Source organism: Pedobacter petrophilus, from assembly GCF_009674725.1.
Classification (GTDB): domain Bacteria; phylum Bacteroidota; class Bacteroidia; order Sphingobacteriales; family Sphingobacteriaceae; genus Pedobacter; species Pedobacter petrophilus.
Map to the genome: position 1 here is coordinate 1 of NZ_WKKH01000010.1, position 13,211 is coordinate 13,211.

10 protein-coding genes are annotated in these 13,211 nt (G+C 37.1%); all 10 read right to left on the bottom strand.

From position 1 onward, the window contains the following. Window positions 1-629: 629 nt before the first annotated feature. Window positions 630-1,469 carry an OmpA/MotB family protein gene (locus tag GJU39_RS08400; RefSeq protein WP_154280343.1) on the bottom strand — a complete coding sequence of 280 codons (840 nt, stop codon included), beginning with the start codon at window positions 1,467-1,469 and terminating at the stop codon, window positions 630-632. Between the two features lie 138 nt (window positions 1,470-1,607). Then, entirely contained in the window at window positions 1,608-2,270 is a 663-nt protein-coding gene (locus GJU39_RS08405; RefSeq protein ID WP_154280344.1) for a DUF2461 domain-containing protein, read from the bottom strand. A 117-nt stretch (window positions 2,271-2,387) separates the two neighbouring features. Next, complete coding sequence (locus GJU39_RS08410) at window positions 2,388-2,783, bottom strand: DUF983 domain-containing protein (RefSeq protein WP_154280345.1); 396 nt, start codon at window positions 2,781-2,783, stop codon at window positions 2,388-2,390. Window positions 2,784-2,786: 3 nt separating this feature from the next. Further along, the gene (locus GJU39_RS08415) at window positions 2,787-3,059 is read right to left on the bottom strand and encodes a hypothetical protein (protein ID WP_154280346.1); all 273 of its coding nucleotides are present in this window, start codon (window positions 3,057-3,059) and stop codon (window positions 2,787-2,789) included. A gap of 105 nt (window positions 3,060-3,164) precedes the next feature. Next, window positions 3,165-4,481, bottom strand: a complete 1,317-nt coding sequence (locus GJU39_RS08420) for a DUF4302 domain-containing protein (protein ID WP_154280347.1) — start codon at window positions 4,479-4,481, stop codon at window positions 3,165-3,167. 16 nt (window positions 4,482-4,497) lie between these two features. After that, window positions 4,498-5,877, bottom strand: coding sequence for a zinc-binding metallopeptidase (locus GJU39_RS08425; RefSeq protein ID WP_154280348.1), 1,380 nt, complete (start codon window positions 5,875-5,877; stop codon window positions 4,498-4,500). A gap of 2 nt (window positions 5,878-5,879) precedes the next feature. Then, a complete protein-coding gene (locus tag GJU39_RS08430; RefSeq protein WP_154280349.1) occupies window positions 5,880-7,340 on the bottom strand; it encodes a RagB/SusD family nutrient uptake outer membrane protein in 1,461 nt (486 codons plus the stop codon). 11 nt (window positions 7,341-7,351) lie between these two features. Then, window positions 7,352-10,972, bottom strand: coding sequence for a SusC/RagA family TonB-linked outer membrane protein (locus GJU39_RS08435; protein WP_154280350.1), 3,621 nt, complete (start codon window positions 10,970-10,972; stop codon window positions 7,352-7,354). Window positions 10,973-11,312: 340 nt separating this feature from the next. Then, the gene (locus tag GJU39_RS08440; RefSeq protein WP_154280351.1) at window positions 11,313-12,497 is read right to left on the bottom strand and encodes a FecR family protein; all 1,185 of its coding nucleotides are present in this window, start codon (window positions 12,495-12,497) and stop codon (window positions 11,313-11,315) included. Window positions 12,498-12,555: 58 nt separating this feature from the next. Next, a complete protein-coding gene (locus tag GJU39_RS08445; RefSeq protein WP_154280352.1) occupies window positions 12,556-13,155 on the bottom strand; it encodes an RNA polymerase sigma factor in 600 nt (199 codons plus the stop codon). Window positions 13,156-13,211: the final 56 nt, after the last annotated feature.

The window sequence follows — 13,211 nt, forward strand, 5'->3', positions numbered from 1 at the left end:
ATTTCCCCTTCGTTTCCGTTGGGAGTGCAAAGGTAGGAATCTTTTACCAAATTCCAAATAAAATAAATTTTATTTTTAAACCCGTATCCCTAATTTGCTTTTCAATCCTGCCAACCTCTCAGTCAGCAATCCATTCCTTCCGGAGCGGGTGGCAAAGATAGAAAAATAAGTTAACTCATTATAAAAAAAATGTAACCAATGCAATAAATAGAGTTATTAAGCTTATAATCAATTAGTAAATTTCTGAAATAACTTTTTGAAATTATGGCCCGTTTAATATTGTTAGATGATATCTTGTTGGGGAAAGAAGGGCTTATCCATCATAGTGATGGGGATACAATACTGTTGCAGTGAATATGTACAAATGATAAACCATTTCAATATCCGGCTATCAATGACCGAAAAGGTTGCTCCATACGAAAACCCCATTGCAGAAAGAATCAAGGGGATTCTAGCGCATTGATCATGGCCATACCTCTATTGAGCAAGCAATAACTGTAGGGGATGCCACAAACATATATAACAATATCAAAATTCATGACAGTTGTGGGAGGCTTACCCCAATAATGGCACACGAAAGAAATAGGCTGAAAAAGCCTTAGTATTAACAATCAAAACTGTTGCGCTTTCTATTTAATCAAATTGTAGAGTTCATCCAATTTTGGCGACAATACAATTTCAATTCGCCTATTTTTACTTCTGTTTTCCGCATTGGTATTTGCACCTAAAGGCTGGAATTCTCCTTTTCCTGTAGCCGTCATTCTTACACTTTCTACCTTCTCGTTTTCGGTTAAATAGCGCACCACCGATGTTGCCCTTAATACACTTAAATCCCAGTTATCTTTAATCTGACCAAGGTTATTTATTTTCTGATTATCAGTATGCCCTTCTACCGCGATATTAATTTCAGGCTGTTGCTTTAATACATTAGCCAATTGGGTTAAGGCTTGTTTGCCTTTTTCATCAATAACAATACTTCCAGAAGGGAATAATAACTTGTCTGTTAAGGAAACGTAAACCTTGCCGTTTTTAATTTCTACCGTCAGGCCACTTTTAGTAAAGCCTAATAATGCCTGCTGAAGCTTTTCTTTTAACGAGTTGGTTGCTTCATCGCGTTTCCGCAGTACTTCTTCTACCTCTTTTAAACGCTTTTCTCTCGCAGCTAAATCTCCTGATAATTTAGTGATTTCGCTGGTTGAGTTATTCTTAAGTTTTTTGTAATTCGCATCAACTTCATTGTAGTTATGCTGTAAGTCTCTTAACTCTTCAGCCATTAAGGTGGTATCCTTTTTTAGCTTGGAAACTTCTTTTTCCAGGTTTTCAATTTTAACCAATCCTTCATTAAAAGCGGTATACAAAGAATCTTTACTGCCCAACAATGCTTTATACTTTTTTGGAGATAAAACCACACAGGAGGTTAGCGCGGAGATAAACAATAAAACGGCAAAAGTTAAAAAGGTATTTTTCATGTTTAGTACAGAATATTTAGTATAAAATTTAGTTGCAGAAAATTTATCAATAGTCAAATCAAAACTTTAGAACTGGCATTAGGCAATTTAAACAATGGTTTATTGAGTGTTAACTGAAAACTACCAATTGAAAACTGATTATTGATCGATAGCATTTCGTAAAAATGCAATTAATGGATTTACTGTTCTAAAAGAACTTATTAACTTATTAACGAGTGTAGGCTTAAAGAATTCTTCATCAGCTAATTCCATTGTGGCTTCAAAACTTTTTAATTTCAGAAATTCGATATTGGGATCAGCAGGATCATACCCTTTTGGCGCATTTTTTAAAGCATTTGAAGTGCCTAGTTTAAAACTACTTTTAAAATCCTTATTGTTGATAATATCTTTGAATTCGCCAATGTTATAATCTATCTCCTGCCTGATGAGTTTAACGTGTGGGGCCTCTGGCATCCAATATCCGCCGGCAATAAAACTTTTTCCCGGCTGAATGTGCAGGTAATACCCCGGTTCGTTTCCGCCTTTACTTTTTGCAGAAAACCAAACGCCAAAATTATTTTTATAAGGATCTTTATTTTTACTGAAGCGAACATCACGATAAATACGCATCAGGCTTTTCTTCGCATCTGTTTCTGCAGAAATTAATGGATCAACTTTAGACAGATCCGGAATCAGCGCTGAGATTAAGTTTAACGCATCTTGCTTTGCTTCTTCATATCTTGGTTTATTTTCAGCAAACCACTCACGGTTATTGTGATCCGCAACATCTTTTATAAATTTTAACGTTTCTTTCTTTAACATAAATAGGGTATTGAATTTAAACCGTTCAACCGGCTCAGATCATAAACGCAGGTAAAACAGTTAAAACGCCTAAAGGTTGGTGTGATCTGCTTTCATTTTTACAACTAATTGGCTAAACTACTTATCGTAATATGGCTTATACTTGATATTGGGCGATAAAACATGAAGCAATATAATTCTGGAATACCGGTAATTGAAAGGATAAAGGATAAAGCAGCCGGCAAAAATAACAATCAGATAATGCCAGAAGGTATCATCCGTTAAAGGGCCAAAAAGAAGATAGGTGGCAAAACTTGCAGTAAGCATTTCGATCACATTCATGGCGTAACTTACATACATAGCCGCATAAAAGTAACCCGGTTCAATTTCTATCCGCTGGCCGCAATGGCCGCAAACCTCTTTTGTATGTTGAATGTTCCAGCCATACATACTGCCTGTAAAAATATCACCTCTACGGCAATGCGGGCATTTACAATGCACAATGGCGTAAAGTTTTGAGGTTTGTTCAGCCATTGATTAATTCAAATTAAATGGCTCTTTTTTCATCTCCAGATGAATATTTTTCTTCCGATATTTTTTATACCAAACCACTCCAACTACAATAGCCATGAGATACGGAATGGCCAGAAGATAAATTACACCAGTGTTTAAGCCGGCGGAAACCGTGTTTCCATTTTTGTTACCCTGTTCAGCGTTAATACTGCACATGGCACATTGGGCATTAACCGGTAATACCGTTACGAAGTTTAGCGCCGCCAGAAATAAGATAAAAATGATTTTCCTTTTCATGTTTACAAATATACTGATTTAACGATTGGAGCAGGTTAAAAATTATGTCATAAAAAACCCCCGCTGATGAGGCGGGGGTTAAGAGCGTGTATAAAAAGAATCTACCTAAAATAGCGAACCTGAAAACGTGAAGTTAGGATTTTGCACACTTCTAAACTGACCGAGATTTTCACCAGTTATCGGATTGTTGAAATACTCCAGCGTAAAGGTATCTGTATTAATGCGTTGGGTAGTTAAAGGCCCCATTTGTGTTACGATTAATGCAGCATTACCTGTTGGTGCAGAAGCCGTAAATTTATAAACGCCAGCAGTAGTTTTCGTAAACGTATAAGGAAAATCGGCAATAAATCTGTTTGCACCCTGGTATACATCTGCGCTGAGCAACATTGTATTATTAATTGTATTAAATACAAATGCCATTTGATCTAATCTCAGATTATATCCGGATGCAAGCGTACCTGCTGCTGCTGCTGCTCTACGCGTAATAAATTCTGTTCCCCACCCCGGATAACTTGTACCATTTGGAACGATGATTGCAGAATATTGTATACCAATTAACAAGTGTAGCGGGTAAATGCCAGTAGGAGATGATAATACTTCCAGCCTTGTGCCTTCCACGGTAGTAAAGAAAAGCTGCTTTACCGGGTCCCAGGTAAGTTCACTGATAGATTTACCTTTGTATAATAAACGTTCTTTAAACCTGATCCCATTTAAAGTAAAGGCAAATCCTGTAGCTGTTGTACTCACACCACCATTGCCATTATCCCAAATTAAGGTAACTACCTTTTGGCTGTAATTGATAGAAGTTTGAACCTTCACTGCATCAACTAAAGTAAAATACAAACTTCCGTTAAAATCAATATAGTTAACTATATCTGAAATCGAGTTGCCAAATTCCTTTGAATCATAGAAGTTTTTTTCGGCCAAAGTAGCTTTAACTAATACCAGTTTACTTTTCAGCAATTTACCGGTTAACATAATCGAATCACCCACCTGTTTATCAAATGTAAATTCGAAATCAGAATAAACACCCCAACCAGCAACACCACCAAAAGTATTAGGATCTGGGTCGGCCAGAATATGCATATAACTATAGGTATCAAACGATAATGTTGGATTTTGCTGCGCTTTTATACGGTACGTGCTCTCCATGCTTTCAACAGCCAGGTCATAGTCAATATCGGCATACATGTTAACTTTATTATCCTTCGTAAAATTAAAATAGAATGAATAACCACCACCACCTTCAGGATATAAAAATGCTTTCCAGCCGTTTGTACTTCCTATAAGTTCATTATTGTACTTTGTTACTGTAGCCGAAACCCTTTCTTCAGGTCTCTGGCCGTCAATCAATACCTCTTCCTTTTTACAACCAGTAAACAGGGCAAGAGATAAAAGTGTATATATTAATATTTTTTTCATGTTGATTTCTCCTTAATTAATGCCCCATTGTTCCATAAAAATAAGAATTGGTATTTGTGCTTTTGTAAAATGCACCCAATGATCCAACGAATCCAATTTCGCCTGGAATGATTTGATTGATCCAGTTCGCTCTAAAAGAACCTGTTCTGAAATAGCTGTTAACACCAGCCATTCGAGCATTAATTACACCCATGTTGCCGTAGGGTACAGGATCCACGGCTGGAACTGTAGCGGTAGGTTGTGTAGCGTTCAAGGTAAAAGTAGTAACCCCGGTAGCTGCATTTAATGCCAAAGTGTAGTCAGCATCGGCAGAATAGGTTGTCGTACCAGCAGCATTCGTGAAAGTATATCTTAAAGTCATCAGATTAGCAGCTCTAAAAGTCATTTTAAAATCTTTAAGAACAAATCCACCAGCAGCCATAGAAGTTTTAGCTGCATTCCATAAAGCTAAGAATTCAGCAGACTGATTAGGATCAGTAGTAGGATTACTAGTAAGCGTGGTATAGCCTATTCCAACACCGATCATTCTGGAAAGAACAGGGGCAGAAACTTTGAACAATGCTAATTGCACCTCCCTTTGTAACTGATAAAAATCTATATTAAATGAAGTTTTAAAATAGTCTACCACATATTGCTCTTTCTTTCTGAGTTTTAACTGCGCATCTGCCGGTAATGAGGCTACTAATCCATTATATTGCACTCTACCTAACATCAGCATGTTAGATGATTGCTCTGCAAAATCTTCTAAAGGAGATACCCTGGCATACTGCGTAATAAAACCTAAAGAATATGCTTCTGCAAGAGATCGTTGTGTCCAGTTGGCTTCGTAACCACCCCGAGAAACAGTTTGATATTCAGGTGTAAAATCTACCGTTTGGTTCAAAATGTGGGTATATTCATGCTGAATTACCTGAATCATCTGTTTAACAGAATTGATGTCGGTTTTATCGAACGAATTGATTACATAAAGTACAATCTTACGGCCACCCTCTGCAGTTCCTAAAGTGATTGTTCCGTTACTGTTATATTCAGCACTACCAGCCAAAACAAATTGTTTTGGCGATATTTTCTTTATAAAATCAGCGCCTCCTGCAGCCTCGAACGGACGAATCCATACATCGCGAACCATTTCCATTGCAGGGATAACCTGCTCCTCTAAAGGCGGCGTAATATTTTTCCCAGATGGTAATTCAAAACGATCAAATCTGTATTTCGTTTCAATATTGTACGGATTTAAAAAATTCTGATCTAACCAGATATCAGTTGAATTTTTATTGGTAATAATATTTTGATCTATTGCATTAAGATTGGCATTTAGCTTACTTTCCTTTTTACAAGATGCCAGAATTGTTAACATCACTAATGCCACAAATCCATATTTAAATGTCTTTTTCATAATTATCTTGGATTTAAAGTGATACCGGATAGTGTTACTTGAGATGGAAGCTGAAATAATTTACGAGGATCATCAGCTGCTAGTTCAATTGTTGTAAAAGAACCATTTAGGGCATAAACCCTATGTGTAACCGGAATTTTGTATCTCAAAATATCGAACCAGCGTAAGCCCTCCTGAGTAAACTCCTTTTTCTTAAAATCGAGAATAGTGGTAATGAGCCCTGTCTTTGGGTCTGTTGTGCCATAAAAAGCAGCAATTTTTGCTAATGTTACAGCATGGGCTGTAGCACTATAGTTTAAGATTCTTGTACTCGCATACATATTCAGATCTTGTATTGCCAGCGAATTTTGTCCTGTCGATGCGTAAGCTTCTGCGCGGTTTAACAGCGTTTCATCTGCTGTAAGTACCGGTACAATTGTATAAGGATCTCCAATAGTTGCATTCGGACTTGTTTTAACAAAATATTCCTTCCACTTTAACATGCTATAATGCGGCTGGCCATAGTAAGCTGATTTATACGACCATCTTGCTCCCGTAACATTAACTGTAAAAACTTCATTATTTATGGTTTGACCATATCCATAACGAGGGGTATATGTTCTTGCCCATGAGGAGGGTGTTTCGATAAGCAGTAAAGTAGATGGTTCTGTAGCCTGAGTAAAATACAGGTACATTTCATCAAGCGTATAGGTATTGTAACGCGTATTCCATGGCCTTAATATCGTTGCAAATGTATTGGAAGGAGAAACTGCACTCGAATATTGAATTACCTTATCATAATCTTTCTTGAATAAGAAGAATCTTGCAGCAAATGCATTTCCTGCAGCAACATTAAAGTGATATTTTGGAATTTTATAGGCGGTATTTTTTAAAAGGGGTAATCCTTCCATGAGGTCTTTTTCAATACCGGCATATACAGATGCAACAGTCCCTCTTGAATATTGACCTATCACAACCTTTTCTGGTGAGGTTACATATGGAATTCCCGGAGAATCATTCGCTGTTCCAGCCTCATATGTCTTCGAAAAAAGTGTAACCAACATAAAATGGGCATAAGCTCTGGCTACTAAAGCCTCACCTTTGTAAGGCAAATATGCAGTTTGATCAGAAGCTTTATTAATGGCCTCTAAAGCTGCATTCGCAGAAGCAATTGCGGTATAACATGCATTCCAATAATTCGTTGGTGTATCTTCTGTGTAATTATCATTATCTTTCCAATAATAAGGAAATACGATTTCCCTTGCCTCATCGCCTATTCCAGGGCCTTTGTCTTCTGCATTATCTGATGATGTTTCCGTAAATGCAATATAATTTCCTTCCGGATAAGCGCTGGTTAATAGCTCTGCCACTTTATCAACGGAATTCAATTGCGTCCGCTGATCTGGCGATTGCTCCAGAAGCTTCTTGCACCCAAAGTTAGAGATTAAAGCAAGCGCGACAATTGATATATATAATTTTTTCATGATATTTTTATTTAGAATCCTACTTTTAATGATAAGGTAAACTGACGGGGAATAGGCAAGGCTACACCGCCAGACCCAAAGAATTCCGGATCCTGCCCATTCAGTTTTTTATCAGAATAAATCAAAAATAAATTATTACCTACAGCACTAATTGATGAGTTTGTTAAGCCAAGTTTCTTCGTGTATTTTGGCGGAATATTATAACTTAAGATCACTTGTTTCATTCTCACAAATCCACCGTCCGCTACTCGTTCTGTAGAATAGTTGTAATTGTTATAAGCGTAAATACTTCTAAAGCCTATCGCTTCGTAAGCATCCAAAATTGAAGGTACATTTGTTTTCAACTCATCTCCCTGCATTTCCCACCGGCTTAAAAATGCTTTAGGCATAGCATCTAAATCAGTATAGCTTGTCTTGAAAGCTGGCGAAAGGCGTACTTTATTACCCGCTGCAAAAGTAACTAAAGCTGAAAGCGTAAAATCTTTGTACTTGAAGGTATTAGAGAAACCTCCTGTATATTTTGGATCAATCGGCCCTTCATATTTCAGGTATTTAATAACGTTACTCTGAAGATACACGTCTCCACTTACAACACCTTCGTTATTGATAAACTTCGGGGATCCATTTAAGGGATCTAAGCCCTGGAAATCGAGAGAAAATAAGCCTCGTTGAGCATAACCTTCTAAAGCACCTCCATCTGCACCAATTAATCCAAATATCAATGGCTGGTTTTTCAGATTAGTAATTTCATTTTTATTAAACCCGAATATCATTTGAGAAGACCAGCTAAAATCAGTGCTCTTTAAAACCCGGGCACCAAGAGCAGCCTCTATGCCCTGCGATTTCATATCTGCATAGTTAGCTTGTTTAACAGATTCACCTCCTATTCCACCATTTCTAAACTCTCCTATCAGATCGAAACTTTTACGCTTATAAGCGTCCACGGTAAGTGTTAGCCTGTCATTAAAAAAACCTAAATCTAAGCCGACATTCAATTCATTCAACTTTTCAAAAGTTAACTCAGAATTTTCAAGGCCATCTATATATAATTTAGTTTCTTTTTCAGGAATATATGGCCTTCTGGTTGCCATACTTCTTAATACCAGGCTAGAATTTTGAGCAGTACCCATGCTTGCAACTAAACCATAGGTTGCACGAAGCGTAGCACGATTAACTATTCTTTTTATACGTTCATTTTGCATAAAATTTTCTGTATCTATATTCCAGGCTCCCGAAACGTTCCATGTTGGTAACCATCTTGCTGTAGGTGATTCACCCAGTAAGTTAGACCCATCATAACGGCCTGTTGCATTGATGCTGTATTTACCTTTATAAGAATATGCACCTCTTAAAGAATAGTTAAGGTATCTTTCATAGCGATAATTCATGCTATAATAATTGAAACCACCTTCTACATTTGATTTTACGATATTTGGATCTATAAATGGAACACCGCCTTTATCATACTGGTAACCATAACCGTCAAACACCTTATTTTGTCTGTTGATATAACGCATCTCTTGGGTTGCAAAGAAGTTAACCAAGTGATCGGTGTTAAAGGTTTTATCATACTCCAGACTGTTCCGAACATAGTAATTGACAATATTATCGTCGTTTGTTTTATAAAATCCGCCATAAGGCAACACTGAGACTGGCAAAGCATTGACATCATCCGGATTGCGGTATAAAAATTTATTGTTTGATCTTATAGTCGCATCATTGGGACTTATACCCGCCCGATATGCTTCAGCCATATTAGAATTTTCGGTTATCTTATGCTCCTGGCTTGTTTTAGCATAACGGTAAGCACCATCAAACGAGTACTTTAAATCTTTTGTAATTTTGTATCGCACACCACCCTGAACTTTAAAATCAATTAGGTTAAGCTCTAAAGTATTGTTTTCTAACTCATGCAGAATGTTAAAAGGCGCATAATTCTGGGTAAAGAATTCACGGTTTCCGTTTGCGTCATATGCGGTTAATGTTCGGCTGGTATTTAATGAATAACTGAATGGATTGATGTCAAAATCACGATCATATGTGCCGTAAACCGGGTTACCGTTTCTACCCAATGTACCCGGCGCTTTCTGGTCGCGGATTGAACCCTGTGTAATTAGCTCAATACTTAACCTATCATTGATTTCAAAATTGCCACGAAGGTTACCTGTAAAACGTTTCACGTTATCACCAACAGTCCATCCGTTATCTTGTAAATAACTGGTTGATGCATAAATTTTGGACTTTTCAGTTCCTGTTGAGATACCAATTGAATGTTCCTGCATAAAAGACTGCTTGAATAAAATATCAAACCAGTCTGTATTGGTATCTGCGTAACGTTGTAAAAATTGTTTCTGGCTAAACGCATCATTTTTTAAGCCATATGTTCCGGTAGCCGGATCATATTTATACATTTCATTGTACATTTTAGTAAATACGCCACCGTTTGCACTCCGTGATGAGCTTGAATGGTTTAACCACCCTTTATTTTGCATTTCCAGATAAACATTCATCTGATCAGCAGAATTCAGGATATCGAAGTTATCATAGGAAGGTTTCATGTAGCTGGAGAAGTTACCGGTATAAGAAATTACTGGTTTCCCTTGTGTATTCCTACCTTTCTTGGTCGTAATAATCACCACACCATTCATTGCTCTTGCACCATACTGGGCTGTAGCAGCAGCATCTTTTAAAATATTAAAGCTTTCAATGTCATCAGGATTAAGTCCGGCCACTGAAGATCCAACCAGGGTAGATGGATCGCCTGTTGATAATTGTTCGTTCGATATGTTTACTACATCTTCCAGAATAATTCCATCAACTACCCAGAGCGGTTTGTTATCACCCGAGATAGAGGTAGCACCACGAACGCGAATCTTTGGTGCAGCACCGAAAGTACCCGATACGTTTTGTACTGAAACGCCGGCAACACGCCCTTCAAGCATTCTACTTACATCGTTAATACCGTCTCTTTTTACATCAGATGCCTTGAGAGAAGTGGCAGAACCGGTAAATAACTTTTTATTTAAATCCTGATATCCGGTAGAAACGATATTAACCTCGCTAAGTTGCTCTGCATCTTCACTTAAGATAACATTTATCAGCGTTTTACCTCCTATTTCAACCTCTGTGGTTTTATAACCTATATAGCTAAAAATCAAAGTGGCACCTTCTTTTACCGTGATTACATAATCTCCGGATGATGTAGTAGATACCGCATTTGAAGCGCCTTTTTCACGAACACTAACCCCAGGGAGCCCATTTCCATTTTTATCTTTTACTTTACCCGTAATCTTTACAGCAGCGAAATAGTCGGCCACTTTATCAAAGAGTGTTTTGTCTTTTGGTTTTATTAAGATTGTTTTGTCTTCAATACTATAGCTTAAATCCCTGCCGGAAATGATTTTTGTCATCACTTCTTCAATAGTTGATTGATTAAAGTCTGCATTGAATGTAGTTGTACTTTTTATTTTATTGGTTGATAATAAAACGTCGTAACCAGATTGCTTTCTGATTTCTTTGATCATTCTCTCTAACGTTACATTTTTAGCCTTTAATGTAACAAGCTGGCCAAAAGACGCTGCACTAACCTGCATTAGGGAGGCAAGCAATATGACCGTAATTAACTTCATCATCAATAGCAATTTAGGTATGTAGCGGCGATGCATACATAAAATTCTAACATAAATTTTGTACATTTAATAGTCTGTTTTTTGCGAGACACAATACTGTTTAAGCGCATCATGTGCCTTCGCGGTTATCCAAGAAATAATTGATTTTGTATCGTTTCCGGTTTGCCGGAAATAGCCAGACAGATAAATAGAGGGGTGTTGCAAGCACTCCTCTATTATTTATTCAGCTTTCGATCCTCAGAAGTGTTGTCGAAGTTGGTTCATAGTTTTTTGGTTTAGGTTATGGTTGATAGTTAATAATATTTTTAGAGATAAAGGTTAGTTACTCCTCCATCTGTACACGTTAATCTTTGTAAACAATCAGTTTATTTCCCTGCATCTCAAAACGCACCTCTCCGGTTTGTTCAAATTTGTGTAATACCTTAGAAATTTTATCAAACCTGCTTACTGTTCCATAATACATTACATCTTTGGCTTCTTTGTCTGCATATTCTACTTTGACATTGTACCATCTGGCAATTTTACGGAGAATACTTACTTGTTTCTCGTTATTGAACATGAAGTATCCATTTTTCCATGCTATAGATTCATCTGTATCCACTGCATTTATTTCAATTCCATTTTCGGATAATACAGATTGCTGACCCGGTTTCAGGATTTCGTAATCTGATAAGTTTTTGAGTGCCGAAATGCGTACACTACCCTCTAATAGGGTCGTTTTGGTAGCATTTTCATCTGTATAACTACTAATATTAAAGTGCGTGCCCAAAACTTCCAGTTTCTGTTTTTCTGTTTCAACAATGAAGGGATGTGCAGCGTCTTTTGCCACTTCAAAATATGCTTCTCCTTTTAATTTCACTTTACGATTACCCGCAGTGCCGATATTTAAGGGATATTCCAGTGAGGACGCTGCATTTAACCAAACGTTAGACCCATCAGGGAGTCGTATTTGCCATTCCCCACCATTTGGTGTTGAAATGGTATTCGTTTTATTGCTATCAGTTTCATCAGCAAGGTTTACAACATTATAAACCAAATGACCACTGGCAGTTTTTGAAATGGATAAACCAGCTTCCCTAATCAAATCGCCATCGGCAATGTCATTCAAAGAAATTTTCTTGCCATTGGCCAGCGTTAAAATTGCCTTATTACTACCGGGAGCAATATCGGTTGCTAAAACATATTGTCTTTCTTTACCCGATTGGATCCGTAATGTTACCGCCAATGCAAGGGCAAGAACTGCAGCCACTGCAAGCCATTTTAAATAAATCTTAACTGGAGATTTTTTAACAACCAAAAGCCTGTCGGCAGATAGAATTTCCCCCAGTACCTGATTCCACTTATAATGATCAACACTTTTAGAATGTTCTGCTTCTTTAGCAGCTTCATATGCATAGAGCAGATTGGTTATTTCTGCGGATACCATGGAAGGATATTCCTCAATCAGAATGAGCAACTCTGCTTTTTCATCTGCCGCCAATTGGCCAGACTGAAACTTCGCAATCAGAAATTTAACTCTTTCTTCCATAGATCTTATACTAAGAAGCTGCAAGCACAAAAAAGGACTACCGGAAATTGAATTTTTTTTATTTTTTTATTGATAACTCCAATAAAATCAACCAGAATAGCGAAATACCATGCTGAATCAGGTTTTCGCGAATGGTTTTTAATGCAATTACCAAAGCATTTTTGACGGTACTTGAAGATAACCCTAAAATCTCGGAAATTTCAGGGATGGTTTTTCCCTCTCCCCTACTTAGTTCATAAATTTTACGCCGCTGTTGAGGTAAAGCTTCTACTGCTGATGCAACTAATCTGTTGATCTCGTTAAGATGAATGGAGTCCAGCGTTACATTATCCTGATCAGAATGACGACTTTTTAACAGATTGATAGCCTTATCTTCTTTGATTTTTTTTCTAAGATGACTTAAACATTCATTAGAAACATATTTATAAAGATAAGCTTTTACGTTTTCAACATGCTCCAATTTATCTCTGTTTAACCAGATGCGAAGAAAAGCATCCTGAATAACTTCTTCTGCAGCATGTTCGGATTTGGTAAACTTAAGGGCAAATGATGCTAAAACAGAAACGTAATTATAAAAAAGAACGGAAAATGCTTTTTCACTTCCTTCAATAATCTCCCTAATCAGCTCCCGCTCTTTATCACTATCCTTAAAAGCCATACATCAATCAGTCATCGTTCTTTTGAAAATTAAAATAAATGAGGATAACAATAGAG